Origin of the sequence: Oceanihabitans sp. IOP_32 (assembly GCF_009498295.1) — a bacterium.
Lineage (GTDB): Bacteria > Bacteroidota > Bacteroidia > Flavobacteriales > Flavobacteriaceae > Wocania > Wocania indica.
Window position 1 is genome coordinate 1,057,208 of sequence record NZ_CP040813.1, and the last position, 23,169, is coordinate 1,080,376.

Annotated in this window: 15 protein-coding genes and 2 tRNA genes; 1 reads left to right on the top strand and 16 read right to left on the bottom strand. The window is 37.0% G+C overall.

Annotated elements, in window-relative coordinates; translation table 11 throughout:
• Positions 1-13 precede the first annotated feature (13 nt).
• The 13 genes from FEZ18_RS04455 to FEZ18_RS04515 all read right to left on the bottom strand — a co-directional run bounded on the left by FEZ18_RS04455 (position 14) and on the right by FEZ18_RS04515 (position 17,524).
• The gene (locus FEZ18_RS04455) at positions 14-1,255 is read right to left on the bottom strand and encodes a gliding motility-associated C-terminal domain-containing protein (RefSeq protein WP_153267210.1); all 1,242 of its coding nucleotides are present in this window, start codon (positions 1,253-1,255) and stop codon (positions 14-16) included.
• A 2-nt stretch (positions 1,256-1,257) separates the two neighbouring features.
• Entirely contained in the window at positions 1,258-5,253 is a 3,996-nt protein-coding gene (locus FEZ18_RS04460) for a CUB domain-containing protein (protein ID WP_153267211.1), read from the bottom strand.
• Positions 5,254-5,332: 79 nt separating this feature from the next.
• Positions 5,333-6,829 carry a hypothetical protein gene (locus FEZ18_RS04465; protein WP_153267212.1) on the bottom strand — a complete coding sequence of 499 codons (1,497 nt, stop codon included), beginning with the start codon at positions 6,827-6,829 and terminating at the stop codon, positions 5,333-5,335.
• A 117-nt stretch (positions 6,830-6,946) separates the two neighbouring features.
• Positions 6,947-9,670: a beta strand repeat-containing protein gene (locus tag FEZ18_RS04470; RefSeq protein WP_153267213.1), complete on the bottom strand. Its 2,724-nt coding sequence runs from the start codon at positions 9,668-9,670 to the stop codon at positions 6,947-6,949.
• 42 nt (positions 9,671-9,712) lie between these two features.
• Positions 9,713-10,585 carry a hypothetical protein gene (locus tag FEZ18_RS04475; RefSeq protein ID WP_153267214.1) on the bottom strand — a complete coding sequence of 291 codons (873 nt, stop codon included), beginning with the start codon at positions 10,583-10,585 and terminating at the stop codon, positions 9,713-9,715.
• Between the two features lie 547 nt (positions 10,586-11,132).
• Positions 11,133-11,207: transfer RNA gene (locus FEZ18_RS04480), tRNA-Val, on the bottom strand.
• Positions 11,208-11,363: 156 nt separating this feature from the next.
• Positions 11,364-11,438: transfer RNA gene (locus FEZ18_RS04485), tRNA-Val, on the bottom strand.
• Between the two features lie 63 nt (positions 11,439-11,501).
• A complete protein-coding gene (locus FEZ18_RS04490) occupies positions 11,502-12,719 on the bottom strand; it encodes a bifunctional folylpolyglutamate synthase/dihydrofolate synthase (protein WP_153267215.1) in 1,218 nt (405 codons plus the stop codon).
• 1 nt (position 12,720) lies between these two features.
• The gene (locus FEZ18_RS04495; protein WP_153267216.1) at positions 12,721-13,590 is read right to left on the bottom strand and encodes an energy transducer TonB; all 870 of its coding nucleotides are present in this window, start codon (positions 13,588-13,590) and stop codon (positions 12,721-12,723) included.
• A gap of 113 nt (positions 13,591-13,703) precedes the next feature.
• Positions 13,704-14,096 (bottom strand): ExbD/TolR family protein, encoded by a 393-nt coding sequence (locus FEZ18_RS04500; RefSeq protein WP_153267217.1) that lies wholly within the window; start codon positions 14,094-14,096, stop codon positions 13,704-13,706.
• A 1-nt stretch (position 14,097) separates the two neighbouring features.
• The gene (locus tag FEZ18_RS04505) at positions 14,098-14,799 is read right to left on the bottom strand and encodes a MotA/TolQ/ExbB proton channel family protein (RefSeq protein ID WP_153267218.1); all 702 of its coding nucleotides are present in this window, start codon (positions 14,797-14,799) and stop codon (positions 14,098-14,100) included.
• Between the two features lie 291 nt (positions 14,800-15,090).
• Complete coding sequence (locus FEZ18_RS04510) at positions 15,091-16,317, bottom strand: Glu/Leu/Phe/Val dehydrogenase dimerization domain-containing protein (RefSeq protein ID WP_153267219.1); 1,227 nt, start codon at positions 16,315-16,317, stop codon at positions 15,091-15,093.
• 139 nt (positions 16,318-16,456) lie between these two features.
• The gene (locus tag FEZ18_RS04515) at positions 16,457-17,524 is read right to left on the bottom strand and encodes an anhydro-N-acetylmuramic acid kinase (RefSeq protein ID WP_153267220.1); all 1,068 of its coding nucleotides are present in this window, start codon (positions 17,522-17,524) and stop codon (positions 16,457-16,459) included.
• 93 nt (positions 17,525-17,617) lie between these two features.
• On the opposite strand from FEZ18_RS04515, the gene FEZ18_RS04520 reads away from it, so the two are divergent.
• Entirely contained in the window at positions 17,618-18,760 is a 1,143-nt protein-coding gene (locus FEZ18_RS04520) for an acyl-CoA dehydrogenase (RefSeq protein WP_153267221.1), read from the top strand.
• Positions 18,761-19,608: 848 nt separating this feature from the next.
• Here the strand turns inward: FEZ18_RS04520 and FEZ18_RS04525 are convergent.
• From FEZ18_RS04525 to FEZ18_RS04535, 3 genes are all read right to left on the bottom strand, one after another.
• Entirely contained in the window at positions 19,609-19,893 is a 285-nt protein-coding gene (locus tag FEZ18_RS04525; protein ID WP_153267222.1) for an addiction module antidote protein, read from the bottom strand.
• Between the two features lies 1 nt (position 19,894).
• The gene (locus tag FEZ18_RS04530) at positions 19,895-20,197 is read right to left on the bottom strand and encodes a type II toxin-antitoxin system RelE/ParE family toxin (RefSeq protein ID WP_153267223.1); all 303 of its coding nucleotides are present in this window, start codon (positions 20,195-20,197) and stop codon (positions 19,895-19,897) included.
• Positions 20,198-20,676: 479 nt separating this feature from the next.
• A complete protein-coding gene (locus tag FEZ18_RS04535) occupies positions 20,677-23,112 on the bottom strand; it encodes a helix-turn-helix domain-containing protein (protein ID WP_153267224.1) in 2,436 nt (811 codons plus the stop codon).
• Positions 23,113-23,169 lie beyond the last annotated feature (57 nt).

The following is a 23,169-nucleotide window of genomic DNA, read 5'->3' on the forward strand; positions in this document are numbered from 1 at the left end:
TAACTTGTTTTTTTTAATTCCCACTTAAGTATAAGAAGCCAGCCTTTTTGTGTCGGTTATTTTCTATTGGATTACCATATTGATAATCTAAAATATAATAATAAGTTCCTGTAGGCAATTGTTTAAAATCGTTTACGGTTAAACGCCCTCTTGAAAAGCCATCAAATAAGTCACCATTAATGCCATAGTTATCCGACTCGAACACTTTAACGCCCCAACGGTTATAAATTTGAACTTTAAAATCGCGGGCACAATTATCCATTGCCGAATCTATACGTAAGTAATCGTTTTGTCCATCTTTATTTGAGGTTACCGCATTGTAAACAATAACATTACAAGGTAAACTTAAATCTGCTTTTAAGCGACCAAATGTAAACACACCATAACCGTTTACTGCCGTGGTTACCGTATTATTATCTATATCTATTGCGCCTCCTTCGTTAACCCACATATTGGCTTGTTCGTCCCAACGTACAATCGTAAGGGTATTATTTGAAGCTGCAGCAATCATGTCTTGAGGTGTGGTAACATCTCGCCAAGATAAAGTTATTAACATATCTTCTGCTCTTGAGGATTCTTTGTTAATAATCCAATATTCCTGATTATCTATGGCTTCAATAGCTCCGTCTTTTAATTCGTGAGCATAGAGCGTGTTAGAATTCTCGAAATAAAATTTGCTTTCAAATATAGCGGTACTTGCCGCAGGTGCCGAAATAGACGCAAAACGATAATAGCCCCCATCTCCAATAGGGAAAGTAAACTCTGTATCACCAATTTTAAATACTGCACCATCTACATGACTATAGTCTGAAGTATTACTGTGCAAGGCATTGGTATTAAACGTGATGTCGCCACCAAAATTATCATTATCTAATATACCATTATAAAAATCTGCATTACCAGTAATATGAATATGACCCGACACCTTAAAAGGCGCCATACTACTGGTATTATTGAAGTAAGAATTATAAAAATAACTTTCATTCGAGCCACTAATATTTTGATCGGCACTCCCAATAAATCGCATTATTCCGGTATTTTGATAAAAATCAACGGTGCCATTATTATTAAAGTGGCTATAAATAAAACTGTTGCCATCGTTATAAAACGCCCCCGTTTCTTCATTGTTAAAACTCTGAACTGTAGAGAACGCCGTACCTTCACTTACGTAAAGCATACCCTGATTCGTGGTTTGAGCAACTGCAGCATAAGTAAAGAGCAGCGAGACACCTATATGTAGTACATAGTTTTTCATTCTTAATTATTTTTCACTCTTTGATAGATATGCGGATTTGTGATTAATAAACTACGTCTAACAGTCACTACCGATGTTATGGTTTCGTTTGCACAAACATGATTACTATGCGTAATAGTTAATACATATTCTCCTGCATCTGAAAGGCTTACTGTGCCCAAATCGAGTGTAGGACTATTACCCCCAATTGAAACTGGTCCCGTGCCATCATTAAAAGTCCAAGCGTATTGCAAACCAGCATTGGCATTACCTGGAGTACCATAAATTGGTGCAAACGGCGCCGTGGTTTGGTAGGCCGTAGCGCGGTCTGCTGTAGCGTTAGAGGATAATACTAAGGCATCGCCAGAACGTACGTTAATTACAGCATCTGGTGTTGTTCCTGGATTAAAGCGAAGGGCAGTTTTAACATTATTCAGGTTTTCTGGGGTATAAGCATAAGAAGCCTGTACTACGGTACCATCTGAATTAATTTCTCCATTAGCTACTGTAAGCGTGCCACTTCCATAGGTGCCATTGCCATCGGCATCGGCATTTGGGTTGCCGTAAGCTTCGTTAGCATCAAAGCATCCGTCGTTATCACTATCGTTGTCTAAATAATCGGGAATACCATCGCCGTCGGTATCGCAATACGAAGTAATAGAATTTAATCCAATTGTTGTGCCGTTCGATCCAGTAGTCGTTATTGTAAGCGTGGTAATATTTACCCACTCAAAATAAGAAACTGTTAAGTTATTTGGCTGAGATCCTGTAATGTAATTAACCCCATTAATTTCTCCAGTTCCTTGAATTTCATGGCCCACTCCTAATGAAACCACTCTGTCTGCAGGTGTGCTAAACAGCCAACCATCAGCATTACCATCAAGGTGATCAAACCCTATAATTACTGTTATTGGAGCATCAAAAACCAAGGTAATACTTTCATCGGGGCCACTCAAAAGAAGAGATCCTGGATTTCCTCCGTGACCCAATGTTGAATTACTCGTATACTTATTTGTAGAAGTAAATAACTTAGTACCATTATTAACACTAAACGCCATAGTAAACGGGACGCCTTGCAAGGTTCCTGATCCTGAGGCATCACCACCGTTACCTGTGCCATAATTCCATAATGGGGCGTTAAAATCGTCAATAATAGTAATTGCACCACAATTTTGTTCATCAACATCTAATATCCCATCGTTATCGTTATCTAAGTCGCAGATATCGGCAACACCATCATTATCGATATCGGGGTAGCCCGAGGTTGTAGCGTCGCAACAGGCATTAATTGCGGCATCCTTAGAAGTACCTATACCTTGATTAGCACCGTTGTTAGGTACGCCGTTTTGATTAACCGTTCCTGTAAGTTTCCCATAGTTATCAATATCTGAGTACGTGTACGATCCGTTACCTTCAATAGCATCTGGGCAACCGTCACCATCGCTATCGTTGTCTAAATAATCTGGGATGCCATCGCCGTCGGTGTCGAGAACTCTATAAAAATCTTTTATTTCCGTTAACCTTATCGCTGCATTACCAGTTAAGTTTGCAGAAACTCTAATCCTAGAAATTAATTGCCCTGAAAAGTTAAAGATAACCGAGCCAATGGCATCGTCAGAGACAGAGTCTCCATCTACATTCCAGCCTGTACCGTTATCGGTAAAAACATTTCCAGTATTATTTATACTTGAGCCCAATGTACTATAATTTCCAGCCTCAATATTGATGATGTCATTATTTTGATCGTAAACTTCAACTGTTATAACTTCAGAAGCATCAAAATCTGTTAGTTTAAAATAAGCTCCAGAAATTAATTCAGAAAAAACAATATCAATAGAGGCTGTACCGCTTCTATTAAAGCTAAACATAGGCCCTTGCTCGCTAGTACCTGAGGCATTTCTTGTAGATATACTTGTTCCATTCTCTGTAAATATATAAGTAGCGTTTAAGCCAGTAATAGAGGTCGTTTTAACTCCATTATCAGCATTGTCTAAATTACCAACCCCGAAGTTACCTAATAGATTTATGTCTCCACTGTTAAAACCGCCATTTTCAACGGTATCCAAGATTCCATCGTTATCGTTGTCTAGGTCGCAGATATCGGCGACTCCATCATTATCGATATCGGGGTAGCCCGATGTAGTTGCATCGCAACAGGCATTAATTGCGGCATCCTTAGAAGTACCTATACCTTGATTAGCACCGTTGTTAGGTACGCCGTTTTGATTAACCGTTCCTGTAAGTTTCCCATAGTTATCAATATCTGAGTACGTGTACGATCCGTCACCTTCAATAGCATCTGGACAGCCATCACCATCGCTATCAGTATCCAAATAATCTGGGGTGCCATCGCCGTCGGTGTCTTTGGGAACACAAAATGAAAAATCACCAAAGGCCACACCTTGATTTCCAGTTCCCACTTGATTTACCTTACCTTGTTTGTGGTATATAATTAACTTTTCTACGGGTACCGTTAGATTTAACTCAAAATTTTCGTCGGTACCTCCACCTCTAAACGTATTATTTCCAATATAAGAAATACTTGTTCCTAAAATATTATAATCGGTTGGTCTTAAATTATAGGCGACTCCATTTGAAATAATCTCGAAGGTTATTTCATCGGTAAAATGCCCCCCTGTATCAACATCGTAAACCGTAAAAGCCAAATTATTTACAGCTCTCGAGAATGTAAAATCATGAGCTGTTTCACCGCCCGCAATGGCATTTTGAAACGATGTATATCCATAACTGGTAAAACGACTATTAATTCTCCAATTTCCAGTGGCATTTGTTGTTCTGGCTAGAGATAAACTAACGCCATCAAAAACTAAAGGTGGCGCTGCAGTTGTAACTGTTGGATCGTCACCAGATGTCTCTGAACTACCCCCTTCAACAAAATGATTTTCCCAATTTAAGACTAATGGGGTGCAGTCTAATTCATCTACATCTAATATCCCATCGTTATCGTTATCTAAGTCGCAAATATCTGAAATACCATCACCATCGGTATCTAAATTTCCAGAAGCGATGGGATCGCAAGGGTCAACAACGCAGGAGATTGTAGCCTCCCAACCAGCTTCAACAATAGAATAATCTGAATAAAACTCAAAATATAATGTATTGGAAGAATTGCTCGATCTTACAGTACCTGGAGAAGAATTACAATACCTCCCTATAAGTGGTGCATTACTATCTACACCATCGTAAATAAGTAAACCATACCAACCACAAGTCGAATGATTTTCAACACTCCAAGTGGTAAAATCTATTTGTATCGGGTTGCCATTAGATGAGGTAAAAGCCACACTGTAATTTTCATCGTTACTATACGTCCCGTCACTTCCACCAGAATCGTAAAACGTACCAGAACAAGTTGTAATGGTTTGTCCGTTTACTGCGTCTATTTTATATGTATTCACAGCCACCTCGATATTATCGAGCCACCATCTTTCGTTATTTTGGTTAATATTTGCAGCTCCTGTAATAAATCGAATTCTTGTTAAACTACCACCCAAATATGTTGCTGGTATAGATATACTTTCATTTTGAGCTGCATTAATACCACCACTTACACCATTAATTGTTAGAAGCGTAGTATAAGTCCCATCATTTTCAGGGTCTATTTGAATCAATAAAGTTTCGCCTCCATCAAAATTATTCTGCGTATCATAATCGAAATTTAGGGTTGCAGAGGTTGCAGCACTGAGGTCGATTAATCTATAAGCTCCTGCGTCATTATCCTTTAATTCGAGAACATTGCCAGGCAAATCACAACTTCGAAGTGGATTACCAGTTGCATTCACATCTTGTGTGTTGCCGTTTGCTCCATCACGAATCCAACTATTATTTGCCCAATTTGAGCCACTCATGTTACCAGTAAAAACAATACTTAAGTTATCAAAACCATCAGATGCTGTGAAACTTTGTGCATTCACAATAACAGGAAACACAAAAAACAAAACAGCTATAAGTACCGTTGCAATTGTTTTAAACATATGATTAGCGTAACTCTTTTTCATGTTATAATACTTTAATAATAAACTAAAGTTTATTTACAATTACTGCCTCTCAATTCTTGTAATTATAAATAAATTTAGATTACTTCACCACAAAAACGATAGTCATAAAAGAGGCTTCGGTGGCATTTGCTTTAATATCGTAGGTTAAAACACCGTTTGCATCAATACGTAAATTTTCGAACACATCGGTATCGTAATACGTGATGTAGTACTCCAACTCATTAGCTGCTAGGGTTGGAATACTTCCAGATGCTTCTGCACTACTAACTAAGGCTGTTCCACCAAACTGGTTTACATACTCGCTATGCAAGTCTTTAAATAAGCCTGTCCCTTTTGTAGAGGTATCAAAAACAATGGGAGGCATATAAAAAAACTTAGGCATGGCGGCTTTTACTTGCCTTAGTGTGCCATCTGTTTCTAAAGCTACTAAATTATCGTCTGTTGTTCCGTCTTGTAAACCGTCTACTTTTAGTGTATTCGTTGCGGTTGTTGTTATTGTAGTAGATTGAGTTAATGCGCCCCCTAATTCAATGTTGTTAGTTGTTTTTGTTAATCCATTGTTAGCTGTTGTACTTTCGGCATTTACCGTGTAGGTAGTCACATCGCCTGATACTGCAGTATTTACGGTTACTCCCGTTCCAGCACTTACCTCGGTAGTTTTTTGATTATTTTGAATGGCTGTTTTTGAAACGTTTACCTGGTACGCGGTGTTATTTCCTGTTGTAGCTGCTGTTACCGTTGTGTTAACCCCATCTGCAAGGGTTGTGGTATTTTGTTCTGCTTGTATTGCTGTACTTAAGTCGACTGCAGCAGATCTGACCCCATTCACTGAGGTTTCTAAATTAGCACCGGTTAGCGTATTGGATACACCATTTATAATAGTAGCATTTGAAGACACGCCATTTACTGTTGATGACATCGTATTAGCAGCCGACGTCAAGGTATTTGTTGTGGCTGGAATTAAAGTTGAAGGATTAGCCCAGGTAGCTGCTCCGCTGTCTGTTACTAAAACTTGTCCGTTTGTTCCTGGTGTAATTTCTAAATTAACATTGTTTAAAGTGGCTCCAGATCCTCCTGTTACCGTAATACTAGACCCAGAGATTGTATTGGTGCTAGTAGGCGTCCAATTAGTTCCGTTATACACCAATACTTGGTTGGCTACTGGAGTAGTTGCATCAATAGCTGTGCCTTGGATAGCTACCACATTTGTATTTCCAGCCAGCCCTGTAACATCGCCAGCCAAAGCAATGCTTTGAATGTCATTTTGTTCTGCAAACCGCATCCAACGCTTGGTATCCCAATAATAATAGCCTGGCGTTACACCATTGGCTCCAGTGGTTGTGTTTTCGTTATAAACTAACAACGACTGGGCTACAGGTGAAATTATTGGCGCCTCCACTATGGTACTTGTTAATTGAACTCTTGGAATTAACAACCCGCGTTTTTCTGAATCGAGATCAATAACAGCCGACTTATTGGGCGTGTTTGTCCCAAAGCCTTCTTGAGCAAAGACCATAGTATTGCCTAAAACAAACAACACTATAATCCCTATATATTTTAAAACAATTTTTTTCATGAGTTTGTAATTATTGTTTTTCAGCGGTCCTATGCCACATCCGTTTATTCACTACCTTAGTATCAAGTTTTAGTTATAGGATGTATCATATTGTATCTCCTAAAGCATTTTTTAATATTAAATACGCCCCACAAGAGACCACGTCGAACCGTTAGATTTTATAATCCAACCTTGGTATGGCATGCTTCCATAGATAGTTACACCATCTACACCTGGAATATTAACATAGGCATCTGGCTCGTTGGTATTTGCTATTTTTACGTTAATTACTTGACCTTTAGCATCTGCTGCAGGAGGCAGGGTAATATCGATATCATCAGATCCTATGTTTGCCAAAATTGTAATTTCTTGAACAAATTTGTTGTATCCAGTTTGTGATGCAACTGTGAAATCTGCACCTGTTGTATACTCTAATGATCTTGCTACTTTTCGCAGTATTCCAGTGTTTTCGTCGGCTAAAACAATAGCTGCTGAATTGGCTGCTGAATTTTGTAAACCTGCTATAGCTAAAGTATTTGTAGCATCGGCAGTAATTACGGTAGGTGTAATTAAGGCGCCACCCAATTGCACGTTGTTTCCCGTTTTGGTTAAACCGTTGTCTGCTGTTGTTGTGTTGCCAAGATTACTTTGATCAATCCATGCAGCTTCACCTGTTGCACCTGTAACTAAAACTTGATTATTACCAGCGTCTGCTATATCGCTCACTTGAATGGTTTTGTTAGCAATGTCATCAGACAAAATAGTTCCATCTAAAATCTTATCTGTAGTAATCGCGTCGGCTCCAACTTTTGCATTGGTTACTGCGCCATTTGTTAAATGAATAGTGTTAATAGAACCATCTTTAACTTCAACAATATAAGGATCTGTTGTAGTTCCTGTACCACTCACAACAGTAGTGTTACCATCTGATATAGACGCTAGTAAAGTATTTGGATTAACCCAAGTAACATTTCCAGAAGCATCAGAAATCATAATCTCTCCTGCACCACCTCCAGTTATCTTGGCATTAGTTACTGCGCCATCAGCCAAATCTACTGTTCCAATTGTACCATCTAAAATCTTATCTGTGGTAATCGCGTCGGCTCCAACTTTTGCATTGGTTACTGCGCCATTTGTTAAATGAATAGTGTTAATAGAACCATCTTTAACTTCAACAATATAAGGATCTGTTGTAGTTCCTGTACCACTCACAACAGTAGTGTTACCATCTGATATAGACGCTAGTAAAGTATTTGGATTAACCCAAGTAACATTTCCAGAAGCATCAGAAATCATAATCTCTCCTGAACCACCTCCAGTTATCTTGGTATTAGTTACTGCGCCATCAGCCAAATCTACTGTTCCAATTGTACCATCTAAAATCTTATCTGTGGTAATCGCGTCGGCTCCAACTTTTGCATTGGTTACTGCGCCATTTGTTAAATGAATAGTGTTAATAGAACCATCTTTAACTTCAACAATATAAGGATCTGTTGTAGTTCCTGTACCACTCACAACAGTAGTGTTACCATCTGATATAGACGCTAGTAAAGTATTTGGATTAACCCAAGTAACATTTCCAGAAGCATCAGAAATCATAATCTCTCCTGAACCACCTCCAGTTATCTTGGTATTAGTTACTGCGCCATCAGCCAAATCTACTGTTCCAATTGTACCATCTAAAATCTTATCTGTGGTAATCGCGTCGGCTCCAACTTTTGCATTGGTTACTGCGCCATTTGTTAAATGAATAGTGTTAATAGAACCATCTTTAACTTCAACAATATAAGGATCTGTTGTAGTTCCTGTACCACTCACAACAGTAGTGTTACCATCTGATATAGACGCTAGTAAAGTATTTGGATTAACCCAAGTAACATTTCCAGAAGCATCAGAAATCATAATCTCTCCTGCACCACCTCCAGTTATCTTGGTATTAGTTACTGCGCCATCAGCCAAATCTACTGTTCCAATTGTACCATCTAAAATCTTATCTGTGGTAATCGCATTATCAGCAATACCTAAAGTCACATCTTTTAACAAACTGCTTGCAACAGAAACATCTGTACCAACCGTATTTCCTGCAGTAACTGTAATGCCGTTACCAGAAAGAGTTTTTGCCGTTAAGTTGCCCTCATCAATAGCATCATTTACCAAAGATTGAGCAGATGTAAGTTTTAAAACACCATCTGTTCCCATCACTACGATATTTTGGGTTGTGCTATCAAAAGTCGTAGAAACATCTTCTAAACCAGTAATAGCAAGATCATTAGTACCGGTTGCGATTGTGGTTGTCGCTTCAGTTAAAGTCCCACCTAATTTAATATCGTTACTAGCGTTAATATTTAAACCGTTGCTTGCTGTAACCACACCATTAATAAATGTTGCTGGATCCACCCAAACCGTTGTTGTTACACCTCCAACAATTCGAGTTACCAATACTTGACCATCTGTTCCACCAGCAACTGCAACTTCATAATCTGTAGTATTACCAGTAGTAGAACTGCTAACGGTTACATTTTTTCCTGCACTTACCGTTACGGTTTTTTCGGTTGTGGCCGATACAAAACGCACCCATTTAGCATTAGTAGGATCAGCATCCCAGTAGTAATAACCTGGTGTCACATCGCCTGTAGTAGCTGTATTATAAACTAAAAGTGATTCTGCTGGAGAATTCACTGGAGCAGCCACTGTTGTAGACGTTAAGGACAAACGCGGAATTAACAAACCTCGCTTTGAAGATACGATATCTACAGCTGCTGATCTATCGGGTTGATTTGTTCCAAAACCTTGTTGCGCTATAGCCTTTGAAGATGCTAAGAACGTAAAGAGTGTTAAAACGATTAGAGTAATTTTTTTCATAAGTATCGTAGGTATTTTAGATTGTATTCTGTTGGTTAGTATTTAAAATTTATTTATTATTTTCCATTCGGTGCCATCGGAAATCAACTCCCAACCCGAATAGGGTAATGCAGTATATAATTGTGCTAAACCATCGATTGTACCAATAATGGTCACAAAAAAATCTTCATTGCTATCTTCTTTTTTAATAATGATTTTCTTTCCTCTATTATCGGCAGTTGCCGCTGGCAAGGTAATGTCTACATCACCACCATTGGCATTACCAAGAACGATAGCATCGTTTGGTTTCACGGTGTACGACACACTCGTTTCCACTATAGTATTTAGGTTTGTGTAATCGACCGACAATTCGCCTTGCGCATTAATTTTAACGGTTGGGTTTGCTGCTGCTTCTCTTACAACCCCTAAAGTTGTGCCAGTGGCCGTGTTAACGTTCACCTTGTATTCTGTATTATTAAGGAGTGTTGCACTTTCTACTGTCGTATTTGTGCCATCTGCAAGGGATGTGGTTGTTTGGAGATTTCTAACCAAAGTAGTTAAATCTAATTGAGTGGTATTACCACCTGCATCAATATATGTAAACGCATTATTAACGATATCCCAATACACGGCATTGTCGGGTAAATTAGCCTCTACGGCGAGTTTTTGCCAACGCCCTTGAAACCAATAATAATACCCAGGTGTTAGTGTACTAGTTGTACTGGTGTTATAAACAAGCAAACTCTCCACATTACCTGCACTTATAGTGGTTTGATCGGTAGGACTTGTTAACGCTATTTGCGGTATTAAAACACCACGATTTGAAGATTTTATGTCTAATTGTGCTGAGGGGCTCGGTAAATCCGTTCCCACTCCAACTTGTGCCCACAGAAAGTTACTCACGATTAACGCAAGGAAAAGTAATGTTTTTTTCATAAGCAGGTTGTTTAAAATACTTAAATGAGGAAAATAAATATTTCTTTACAATTTTAATTTTAAATAGTCTTAAAAACTGTAGAAACCTGTATACAACTGCTACAGCTTTCTACAAACTTAAGTAATTTTGTACAAATAAACGTAGTATTTCATTAATAAATGTAAGTATCCTTATTGTATATAACTATGCGTGCATAATAAATTTTTATAACGAAAAATTTTCAAGGATCATTCTCAAAAAATCAATACCAAAGAAGTGCAATACTCTTCAATGAATATCCTGATATCAAGATTGCATTTAACTTAGTACAGGGATTAAGAAATATTTTCAATACAGCAAAATCAGTAGAAATAGCATACACAAAATTAGCGCATTCTTCCTCTATAGATTAATAACAATATTTGCTTAAACACAACTTTTGGACTTGATCCAATAAACCTCTATTTGACATCACCCCTATATGGACTTAGATTTCGAATACTTCTTAAAAAGGAAACTTTTAAGCCAAAAAAAATCCTAAGGGCGAACCTTAGGATTTCTATAGTGTGGGCGCGAAGGGATTCGAACCCCTGACCCCTTGGGTGTAAACCAAGTGCTCTGAACCAACTGAGCTACGCGCCCCAAAAACGAAGTGCAAATATAAACTAGTTTTTTATAAAACGGTCATCTTTTTTGAATCTATTTTAAATTAAATAGTAACCCTTTAAAAATCAACCACTCCCTGTAAAAGAGACTAGACATAAAAAAATCCTAGAGATAAACTCTAGGATTTTTTAGTGGGCGCGAAGGGATTCGAACCCCTGACCCCTTGGGTGTAAACCAAGTGCTCTGAACCAACTGAGCTACGCGCCCCAACAATCGAGGTGCAAATATAAACTAGTTTTTAATATTTCAAAAATTTTTTGTGTTATATTTTTAAATTATTTCTGCCACTACAAAAGTACTACCCCCAACAAATACAAAATCATTATCGCCAGCAGCATTTAAAGCCGTTTTATAAGCCTCGCTTACAGAATTATACACCTCGCCTTTTAAGTTATATCCCTCAAGTTCGGCTTTGAGTTTATGAGCATCCATACCTCTAGGAATATTGGGCTTACAAAAATAATATATAGCGTTTTTAGGTAATATATCGGCAATAGTATTTAAATCCTTGTCGTTTACAACACCAAATACCATATGAAGCACCTCAAACTCTTCATTTAAAACCTGTGCAATAACCTGTTTTAACCCTTCTCGATTATGTCCTGTATCGCACACCGTTTTAGGCCTTTTATTTAAAACCTGCCAACGTCCCAGCAAGCCCGTATTTTTTATAACGTTTAACAAACCAGCTCTAATATTTTCTTGGCTTATGCGATACCCACGATTAATAAGCTGGTTTATTGTTGCTAATACAGTTTTAATATTTTTTAATTGATATGTTCCTATTAAATCAGATTTATAGTATGCTGCGGGTGTTTTATCGGCGAATGTTATGGTGGTATCATTTTTATCTGCCAGAGCTTTAAAAACCTCAGCCGTGGTTCTTTGGGTTTCCCCTATTACTACAGGAACCATTGGTTTAATAATACCGCCTTTTTCAAAAGCTATAGATTTTAGAGTGTTTCCTAAAAACTGAGTATGATCCTTTCCGATGTTTGTAATCACAGAAACTTCTGGAGTAATGATATTTGTGGAATCTAATCGACCACCTAAACCCACTTCAATTACCGCGATATCCACTTTTTCTTTGGAAAAATAATCGAATGCCATCCCCACAGTCATTTCAAAAAAAGACAGACCTAGACTTTTAAAAAACGTTCTGTTTTCTTCTATAAAATCAATTACAAACTGCTCACTAACGGGCTGCCCATTAATTTTAATACGTTCTCTAAAATCTTTTAAATGCGGAGAGGTATAAAGCCCTACTTTATATCCTGCTTCGTGAAGAATGGATGCCAACATATGGCTTGTTGAACCTTTGCCATTTGTACCAGCAACATGGATAGATTTAAATTTTTGCTCGGGATGATTTAAATGTTTTGCTAATTTTAAGGTATTTGATAAATCTTTTTTAAAAGCAGATTTACCTTGGTTTTGATACATGGGTAGTTGCGAAAACATCCAGGTAAGCGTATCTTGATATGTCATGTTATTGTCCTAAACTAAAGTTTACTTCTACCCAACCAATTTGTTTAACTGGAGCTTTAGGGTCTGCGGGCCATTTATGTGAAAGCGCTGTTTTTTTAGCAGCTTCAAACAAACAGGAACCACCCGTTGTTCCTTTTTTTCCTGGGATAGCTTTTACGACATTCCCAGCGCGATTAACGTGTATTTCTACCACAACCCTACCTTCTTCTTGACAATCGGGAATGTTTTTTTTAAAGGTTGCTTTGCCTCTACCCCCTAAACCATAACCAACGCCTCCAGCACCAGTTCCTCGACCTCCAAAGTAACTAGGCGCGTATGGATCGCCATCCAATTGGCCTTTATCTCCTGCTGTATTATCATCTCCTTCGCCTCCTGTTTCCGAGCCTTCAGACTTGCTTACACCACCAATTAAAGCATCTAGTTTTTTCTTTTTTTCTTCTTGTTCTCTTTTTTCTTGTGCTATTCTTTCAGCTTCAGCTTTCGCCTCGGCTCGAGCTTTTGCTTCGGCTGCAGCTTTCGCATCGGCAGCGGCTTTAGCATTGGCTTCTTTTTGCTTTTTTAGAGCAATAGCTTCTGCATTGTCGGCTGTTAAAACTTCCTCCGAAGTTTCTGAAGCTGTTGTGGGCACCGATTTTGAAACCTCGGGCTGCGGAGGTACATCAATTTCTTTAGGTTCAGATTTTATTGGTTTTTTAGGTTGTATATTACCTCTGCCTAAATCTGTGGTGCCAAAATTAACAGAAACCCCAAATTCTTCAGGCGGATCCATGTACGTAGTGCCTACCACAAACAATAACACCAAAAGAATAATAGCAATTAGCGCTGTGATTCTAGCAGAATTCTTTTCATGTATTGTTTTAAAATATTTCATTAGCATTGTATTGTTTCACCTTTGCAAACCATGTAGTAAAATCTATTATAACATCTATCTTTTAAAAAGATTACGACGTCATAGATTTCTCATAACTTGTGATGACAGACTATTTAGTTCGGCCTTACCGCTAAAATAACTTTGAATTTATTCCTGTTTGCAATATCCATAACTTTAACGACGTTTTCTACAGGTACAGATTTTTCTGCTCTTAAAACTATAGTTGGTTGGTCTTGTGACGATAAGGCTGCCAACAATTCGTTTTCTAACACACTAACCCCTACCCGTTTTTGATCGATGTAATAGGTTAAATCTTTTTTTATACTTACCGCAACAGATTTTTTATTCTCGGTTTTAGCACTAGCCTTGGGCAATAGAATATCGATAGCATTTGTGGTAACCAAGGTTGAAGCAATCATAAAAAATATGAGTAAAAGAAATACAATATCTGTCATAGACGACATATTGAATTCTGGTGTGACTTTATTTCTTCCTCTAAAATTCATGTTATGTAGGTTCGTTTAAATGATCTAAAAGCTCCAAAGAACTAGCCTCCATTTGGTACACCACTTTATCGGTTCTAACCACTAAATGATTATACGCAACGTAAGCCACAATACCCACAATTAATCCCGCAACTGTGGTAGTCATAGCTGTGTATAATCCGCTTGCCAAAACGTCCATTTGTATAGAACCTCCCGCATTGGCGAGTTCGAATATGGCTAATATCATTCCAATTACCGTACCCAAAAACCCGATCATGGGCCCAGCGCCAGAAATGGTTGCCAGAACACTTACGTTTTTTTCTAGTCCGTAAATCTCTATTCGACCCGCATTTTCAATAGCTGTATTAATATCGGCAAGTGGTTTTCCTATTCTCGAAATACCCTTCCCTATCAATCTAGATACTGGCGTGTTTGCCTGAGCGCAAAGTATTTGAGCCGAATCAATTTTACCATGACTCACGTGATCTTTAATTTGATTCATAAAATTAGCATCTATTTGTGAGGCGGCTTTTATGGCAAATAATCTTTCAAAATAAATGTACGAAGCCATAATTAGCAACAAAAATAAAATGGCAATTATTATTTGTCCAGCCACACCTCCACTACTTATAAGCTCTATAATTGAAAGTGTTTTTTCTACCGATTCTACATCAGTAATCAATTCTCCTCCTTCTTCAGGAGTTTGTAATAACATATTAATCATATAATTAAATTTATGGCAACTTTATAACGTCTGTTTTCTGGTTAAAGTATTTAAAAAATCCTATTTCAAGCTACATATCTACCCTAGCACTTGTTAAACTTAACGAGGTATTATACAGGTTTTAAAAATCTATTCTTTTTTAGTAACTATACTTTTGTTAAAAGAAACCCTTAAAAGAAACACGACTATTAATGAATAGCAAACTTAAATAATATTTCCACAACAACAAGCTTCACAAATATATAGAAACAAAAAAAAGTGAGGCTTGAATGCTATGATCTAAACTAGAGTTTAAACCAATTGGCTTAGTGCTATTTCAAAAGCAGTAGCACTTATGCCTGTTTTACTTTGGTTTTTGGCATACACTTTGTCCAGCGCTTCTTTAATTTTATTTGAAGTATCGTTAAAAATGGCTTCATCTGTCATTTGCACTCGACGCTCCATAAAATAGGCGAAAACTCTAGCCATACCGCAATTTGAAATAAAATCTGGAATAAGACTTACACGGGAGTCTGCATGCTCCATTATGGAACCAAAAAATATTTCCTTATCAGCAAAAGGCACATTTGCACCACAGGATATAACTTCTAATCCACTATCAATTAATTGATCGACTTGATTTCTTGTTATTAAACGCGATGCGGCACAAGGTGCAAAAATCTCGGCTTCAATAGCCCAAATTTTTTCATTAACCTCTTCGAAAGGTATTAAATGGTCTGCTACTAATGTATTTCCTGTTTTGGCTAAAAATAAATTGCTAATGTCTTTAAAAGTGAAGCCTTCTTCATTAATTAAGCCTCCATGAATATCAATAATCCCAACAATTTTAACCCCCATTTGAGATAAATAAAAGGCTGCTGCGGCACCAACATTACCGAAACCCTGTATAACGGCACGTTTCCCCACAACATCGCCTCCATAAATAGTATAATATTGTTTTACAGCTTCGGCAACTCCAAAGCCCGTAACCATATCTGCTACCGTGTATTTATTTGCAACACTTGGGGAATAATCTGAATTTTCAATCACTTTAATAACTCCCTGTCTTAACTGTCCGATTCTATTAATTTTATCGGCTTCGGTGGGTTTAAAATGCCCATTAAACACGCCCTCTTGCGGATGCCAAACACCGCTTGCCTCGGTAATAGGAATGACTTCGTGAATTTCATCTACATTTAAATCGCCTCCCGTGCCGTAATAACTTTTAAGCAAAGGAGAAACCGCCGCATACCAACGTTCTAAAACGCCTTTTTTACGAGGGTCTTTAGGATCGAAATTAATACCCGATTTCGCACCGCCTATTGATGGCCCAGATACGGTAAATTTAATTTCCATGGTTTTGGCTAAAGACAATACCTCGTTCATATCGAGGCCTTTTCGCATTCTCGTACCACCTCCAGCTGCACCGCCACGCAGGGAGTTTATAACTACCCAACCCTCGGCATCGGTTTCAGGATCTTTCCAATTGAAAACAATTTCTGGTTCTTTATTTTCGAATTTTTTTAATAATGCTTTCATAATCTATAAGTAATCGGTTTTTAAGCTATAATTTAGGTTTTCAGGATTTATAAAGCTAAGCTAAAGTTGATTCGTATAAAATTTATTTATGTAGGTTTTTATTAAATAGAAAAAACTAAAAGTTCGCTAATATTATAATTTAGTCAGGGATATATATTTTACCCGAGCTATGATTTTTCTCTGCCCCAGTAACACTCTGCAAGCAATTAACATCTCCCCTAAGCCTAAGTACGCCTAAAAAACCAAAGATTAAAGCTTCTTTGTACTCTACTATGGTTTTTGAAGGTATCATTATCCCTGTGTTAGATTGCGCTTTTATGCGCTCTATAAGGAACGAATTATACGCGCCACCCCCTGTAATTAATACCGATTTTGAACGCTTAGTTCCTATAACCGCAACAATTTGAGCTGCAATATGCTCTGTAAACGTTCTTAAAACGTCGTTAATCTCTAAATTAAAGGCTTTTATTAAAGGAAAAATATGGGTATTTACCCACTCCAACCCTAAGGATTTTGGCGGATGTTTATGATAAAAGCTCAGCATATTTAATTGTTCTAATAAAGCCATATTTAAAGTTCCTGTAGCGGCTATTTTTCCCTTGTCATCATAATCATGTCCTAACAAATTTGCATAATAATTTAGCACAATATTAACTGGACAAATATCGAAGGCTGTCCTTTTGTTTTTTAGGTCGTAAGACACATTTGCAAAACCTCCTAAATTAATGCAGTAATCGTATTGCGAAAACAATAACATATCGCCAATTGGCACTAAAGGTGCACCTTGCCCACCAAGAGCAACGTCCTGGACTCTAAAATCGCAAACCACTTTATTGCGCAACAAGCTCGCTAATTTGCGCAAATTACCTATTTGATAGGTTAACTTTTTGTTGGGTTGATGCAAAGCGGTATGCCCGTGAGAACAAATAGCATCAATATTTTTAATGTTGTTTTTTTGAATAAAACTGTTTATGACTTCAGATAAATAAACGGTGTATTTTTTGTCTATTTCCAATAAATCATCATTAGAAATCGACACGAGGTTTTTAAGAGTGTTATGCCATTCGGCAGTATAAGGTATGGTTTCGGCTGCAACAATATCAAAATGCCATGTCTTTGTAAGCTGAAATCTTACATAAACAATGTCAACACCATCTAAAGATGTTCCAGACATCACCCCAATTACATTGTATTTTACTATTGCCATATCGGGTAAAAATAACAATATCTGTTGAAAATAAAATAATAAAAAGTTATATTTGTTAACAATTTTTAAAAAATCAACTACATTCTGAATATTATGGATTTTAATCTTTCTGAAGAACATATCATGATACGTGATGCCGCACGCGAATTTGCACAAACCGAATTACTCCCTGGCGTTATTGAACGTGACAACAAGCAAGAATTCCCTGACGAATTGGTTCGCAAAATGGGCGATTTGGGTTTTATGGGAATCATGGTAGACCCAAAATACGGCGGAAGCGGCATGGATACCCTATCTTACGTCCTTATTATGGAGGAATTATCGAAAATTGATGCTTCGGCATCGGTTATTGTTTCGGTTAATAACTCGCTAGTATGCTATGGTATTGAAGCTTATGGCACTGAAGCTCAAAAAGAAAAATACCTAACCAAACTTGCCACTGGAGAAAGTATTGGTGCTTTTTGTTTGAGTGAACCCGAAGCTGGTAGTGATGCTACATCGCAAAAAACAACAGCCCTAGATAAAGGTGACCATTACCTTATTAACGGTACAAAAAACTGGATAACAAGTGGTGGTCGTGCCGATGTTTATTTAGTCATTGCCCAAACCGACCGCGACAAAGGGTCGCATGGTATTAATGCATTTATTGTTGAAAAAGGCACTGAAGGATTTCATATAGGCCCTAAAGAAGATAAATTAGGCATTCGCGGAAGCGACACCCATACCCTACAATTTAACGATGTAAAAGTTCCTAAAGAAAATCGCATTGGCGATGATGGTTTCGGATTCCGATTTGCAATGAAAACACTCTCTGGCGGCCGTATAGGTATCGCTGCCCAAGCCCTTGGTATTGCTCAAGGTGCTTACGAACTGGCATTAAAATACTCTAAAGAGCGTAAAGCTTTTGGTACCGAAATTTGCAACCACCAAGCCATTGCCTTTAAACTTGCCGATATGTATACCGATATTGCAGCAGCAAGACACCTTGTTATGAAAGCGGCATGGGATAAAGATCAAGGCAATAATTACGACATGTCTAGTGCAATGGCAAAATTATACGCCTCTAAAGTGGCCATGGAGCACACTGTTGAAGCAGTGCAAATTCATGGTGGTAACGGCTTTGTAAAAGAATACCATGTAGAACGCTTAATGCGTGATGCCAAAATTACACAGATATACGAAGGCACTTCTGAAATTCAGAAAATTGTAATTTCTAGGAGTATTATTAGAGATTAAAGGTTTTTAAGAAGTAGTATCGCTGAAACAGAGCTTTTGCTGAAGAAGATAGCTCTATTAAGATAATATGTTGCCGACTAAATTAAGTAAGAACTTTGTCTTTCTGAAAGAAGCACGAAGAGGAAATTATTATCTAAAATTTCTCATTAGCCAGACCTAACAGGTTTTTGAAACCTGTTAGGTCTTTAATATCGCATACACTGATAATTCTTAACCCTCTAAATTATTTTTAGACTTTCCCGAAAAACAACTTAAATAGTAAGAAAACACCCTTTCTTCAAATATGTTTAGGAAGAAGATAGCTCTTTTAAGATAAACACAAATTCCGAATGAGTAACCAAGATGAATATCATTATTTAAGATTTCTCATTAAACATTTGCATGTTTCCTAAATAGAATAAACCCTTAATACTTATAAAAACTAAACAACTTTTACGACAGGACAAATATTCAGCGAACCAACATAAACACATTGTTATAAAGTTATCGTGTGTTATACGCTAGCCAGACCTAACAGGTTTTTGAAACCTGTTAGGTCTTTTTTATCGCATAAACTGATAATTCTTAACCCTCTAAATTATTTTTAGACTTTCCCGAAAAACAACTTAAATAGTAAGAAAACACCCTTTCTTCAAATATGTTTAGGAAGAAGATTGCTCTTTTAAGATAAACACAAATTCCGAATGAGTAACCAAGATGAATATCATTATTTAAGATTTCTCATTAAACATTTGCATGTTTCCTAAATAGAATAAACCCTTAATGCTTATAAAAACTAAACAACTTTTACGACAGGACAAATATTCAGCAAACCAACATAAACACATCTTTGTTGTGGTGTCGTTTTTTTACGCTGAAATTGGTTTCACGTTTATTTGTCCACCTATCGCTTTCAGCACTTTCATTATTGTTCCGAATTGCGGTTTCGCTCCGTCAGATAATGCCTTGTAAAGACTCGGTCTGCTCATTCCAGTTTTTTCCGCAATTTTAGTCATTCCGATTGCCTTTGCTATATGTCCGATTGCCACTATCAAATCAGAACTGTCTCCATCTTCAAGAACTGTATTCAGATATTCAGCAATCATTTCCTCGCTGTCCAAATAGTCTGCAATATCAAATTTAGTTGTTTCCATATCAATCCTCTTTTATTCTGTTCCAGATTTTTTTCGCTTTCTCGATATCTTTTTGTTGAGTAGATTTATCGCCACCAATTAAAAGAATTACGATTTTATTGTCTTTTTCTTTGAAATACGCTCTGTAACCTTTGACATAATTAATTCGCATTTCACTAATTCCATCTCCAACAGGCTTACAATCTCCAAAATGCTCATCAGTTTCAAGTTTCTGGATTCGGAAAAGTATTTTGGATTTCGCACGTATATCTTTCAGCTTTCTAATCCACTTATCAAATTCAGATGTCTTTTTAATGACAATCATTTACTGTATCCAATTAGATACAAATATAGTCAAAAATTTGGATTTAAAACAGAAGTTTTCGGATTTTCAGAAAGTTGCTCTAAAATGTCTAGTCCTGAAATATGGCTCGTAGCGTGAAAATTAGCGATACTTTTCAGTTAAGCACGAGCCGATTTTTTTAATTTTACTATTATCTTTTTTTATCAATAAGCCAAATTAAAAAAATTGGCGGACTTGCAAATATGTTTTAACTTCGATTAAGCAACTGATTAGCTATGAACTATATACGCCTTTGTTATAAAGTTATCGTGTTTTAGACTTTAGCCAGACCTAACAGGTTTATGAAACCTGTGAGGTCTTTTTTATCGCATAAACTGATAATTCTTAACCCTCTAAATTATTTTTAGACTTTACCGAAAAACAGCTTGAATAGTAAGATTTTAAATAGCAAGCAAACACTATTTCTTTAAGCATGTTTAATCAATAATAACGCACGTTCATCACCCTTTCAAATCCTCTAAAACCAAGCGTAATTCGCCATAACTATATTTGTCGTCTAGCTGATGTTTTAAATCTGATAACGTTTCAAATTTATGCTTTGGAATACTAATTTTCAATTCTTTATAATGCGCTTCAGAAATTAAATCGGTTATTTTAACCTCGCCACTAGGAATAAAATGTGCTAAATGTCCAAATATAGTGTTTGGGTTTAATGCCCTTTCTTTGGCAATCTCATCAATAGATTTTCCTGATTCGAATAAATCTAACGACTCCTTTTTGGTATCACCTCGTTTTTTCTTTGGTGGTTCGGTTTCAAAAACAGCGGATGCCTTAGAGATTTCAATATCATTTTCATCACAATACTCGTGAATCACTTTTAATATGGCGTCTCCGTATTTTTCTACTCTCACCTTTCCCATGCCATTAACTTGTAACAACTCCTTTTTGTTTGTGGGCAAGGTTTCACACATATCGTACAATGCTTTCTGAGTAAAAATTTGATAGTGAATTAATTCTTGCTCTTCTGCAATGTCGTTCCGCAGCACACGCAACAACTCTGCCAATTCCACATTTGTAGTACCATCAATAACCGATTTTCTAGGTTTTTTAGGCTTATCTTTGGTCAGAAAAACAGTTTTTGCACGCAGTTCTAAAAAAATATTAACATCAAAACCATCAGCTAAATGCTCAAAATATAATTGTTTAGCTGTCAACAATTCGTCTAGCATATCTAATTGCTTATTAATATCTTTTTCGATTGCAGAATTATCTGTTGTAAAGCTAAAAGACTTAAAAGGTATAGCTATAATTTGTTCGGTTTGGGTGTTAAAATAAGACATAGCCTTTTTAAAACGCTCTTGTATTTGGGGGTTAGATTCTGGTATTTCTTGAGGTTTAGACAAGGTTTTTAATTGACTTTTAAAGCTGTTACTAATTTTTAGCAAATCGGCCACCCCAGTTTTCATTGTATTTAATGGGGTTTCGATCTGCCCTTGTATAACCGATCTGTTTTTGTAATACAAATCTAAAATACGACCAATAGGGTATAAAAACTTATAAAAATCGAATACCTCAGCGATTAAACTTAATTGAAATTCAGATTTCGATTGATGTAATATAACATCGTTGGGCTGGTTTTCTTCGGCGTGTTTAACAAACGACAACACACTGGTATCACTAATAATTTGATGGGATTGTATTTTATTCTTCAACACTAAACCTTCCAAAGACTTGCATCGACTCAAGGCGACATACGTTTGCCCGTGCGCAAAAGCCCCTTGGGCATCAATAATGGCTTTCTCGAAAGTTAAACCTTGACTTTTATGAATAGTTATGGCCCAAGCCAACCGCAACGGCATTTGTGTGTACGACCCAATTTTATTTTCAGAAATGGCTTTAGTTTCGGCATCAACTGTGTAATTAATGTTTTCCCAAACCTCTGGTGTGGTTATAATATTAAAATCGTCGTCTGGACATTTTACAACCACCTCATCTTTATCCAACAAAATCACTTTACCAATCTTACCGTTAAAATAGCGCTTCTCTGTGGTGCTATCATTTTTAATAAACATGACTTGCGCGCCTACTTTTAAAACCAATTCTTCTTGATTAGGATAGGCATATTCTGGAAATTTCCCTTCAATAGCCGCCTTATAGGTTCGTGATTTTGTTTTAAGTTTATCAAGCTCGGCGTAATTGGTTTGCTCTGCCTTGTTGTTATGCGTTGTTAAAGCAATATAGCCGTCCTTTTCGTCGGGTATAAAATCAGGTTGATAGCATTTATTTAACTCATTGGCAGAGGCCTGTGTTAAAGTGTTGTTTCTTATTTCATTTAAAATATTAATGAATACCGGATTATCCTGTCGGTAAATATGTTTTAGTTCTACTGTAATGGCATTGGCCGCTTTATAGGCATGACTGCTAAAAAAGAAGGCATTTTCATAGTGCGGTTTAAGTAGTTGCCATTCGCTTTCTTTTACCACAGGCGCCAATTGTTGCAAATCGCCAATCATTAATAATTGCACACCGCCAAAGACCTTATTTCTGTTTTTATAACGCCTTAGCGTTTTGTCGATACCATCCAACAAATCGGCTCGAACCATACTAATTTCGTCAATAACTAAAAGATCTAAAGACTTAATAATATTGATTTTAGTTTTACTAAATTTTCTATTAAAACCAGAAGAGGCACCCACATCGGCATCAGGCAAAATAGGCCCAAAAGGCATCTGAAAAAATGAATGTATCGTCACGCCCTTAGCATTAATGGCAGCAACACCCGTTGGAGCAACCACAACCATACGTTTTAGAGATTTCATTTTTAACTGGTGTAAAAAGGTGGTTTTACCAGTACCTGCTTTCCCGGTTAAAAAGACATTTCTATCGGTATTATTCACAAAATCCCAGGCTAAATCTAATTCTTTATTTACACTCATTTATCTAAAATTTAACGGCTCATTTCTCCATATTAAACACTTTTAGTACAAAATAAG

Excerpts from the sequence above, each read along its gene's own strand:
- FEZ18_RS04455 (WP_153267210.1), bottom strand. The coding sequence starts at position 1,255 with ATGAAAAACTATGTACTACATATAGGTGTCTCGCTGCTCTTTACTTAT.
- FEZ18_RS04460 (WP_153267211.1), bottom strand. The coding sequence starts at position 5,253 with ATGAAAAAGAGTTACGCTAATCATATGTTTAAAACAATTGCAACGGTA.
- FEZ18_RS04465 (WP_153267212.1), bottom strand. The coding sequence starts at position 6,829 with ATGAAAAAAATTGTTTTAAAATATATAGGGATTATAGTGTTGTTTGTT.
- FEZ18_RS04470 (WP_153267213.1), bottom strand. The coding sequence starts at position 9,670 with ATGAAAAAAATTACTCTAATCGTTTTAACACTCTTTACGTTCTTAGCA.
- FEZ18_RS04475 (WP_153267214.1), bottom strand. The coding sequence starts at position 10,585 with ATGAAAAAAACATTACTTTTCCTTGCGTTAATCGTGAGTAACTTTCTG.
- FEZ18_RS04490 (WP_153267215.1), bottom strand. The coding sequence starts at position 12,719 with ATGACATATCAAGATACGCTTACCTGGATGTTTTCGCAACTACCCATG.
- FEZ18_RS04495 (WP_153267216.1), bottom strand. The coding sequence starts at position 13,590 with ATGAAATATTTTAAAACAATACATGAAAAGAATTCTGCTAGAATCACA.
- FEZ18_RS04500 (WP_153267217.1), bottom strand. The coding sequence starts at position 14,096 with ATGAATTTTAGAGGAAGAAATAAAGTCACACCAGAATTCAATATGTCG.
- FEZ18_RS04505 (WP_153267218.1), bottom strand. The coding sequence starts at position 14,799 with ATGATTAATATGTTATTACAAACTCCTGAAGAAGGAGGAGAATTGATT.
- FEZ18_RS04510 (WP_153267219.1), bottom strand. The coding sequence starts at position 16,317 with ATGAAAGCATTATTAAAAAAATTCGAAAATAAAGAACCAGAAATTGTT.
- FEZ18_RS04515 (WP_153267220.1), bottom strand. The coding sequence starts at position 17,524 with ATGGCAATAGTAAAATACAATGTAATTGGGGTGATGTCTGGAACATCT.
- FEZ18_RS04520 (WP_153267221.1), top strand. The coding sequence starts at position 17,618 with ATGGATTTTAATCTTTCTGAAGAACATATCATGATACGTGATGCCGCA.
- FEZ18_RS04525 (WP_153267222.1), bottom strand. The coding sequence starts at position 19,893 with ATGGAAACAACTAAATTTGATATTGCAGACTATTTGGACAGCGAGGAA.
- FEZ18_RS04530 (WP_153267223.1), bottom strand. The coding sequence starts at position 20,197 with ATGATTGTCATTAAAAAGACATCTGAATTTGATAAGTGGATTAGAAAG.
- FEZ18_RS04535 (WP_153267224.1), bottom strand. The coding sequence starts at position 23,112 with ATGAGTGTAAATAAAGAATTAGATTTAGCCTGGGATTTTGTGAATAAT.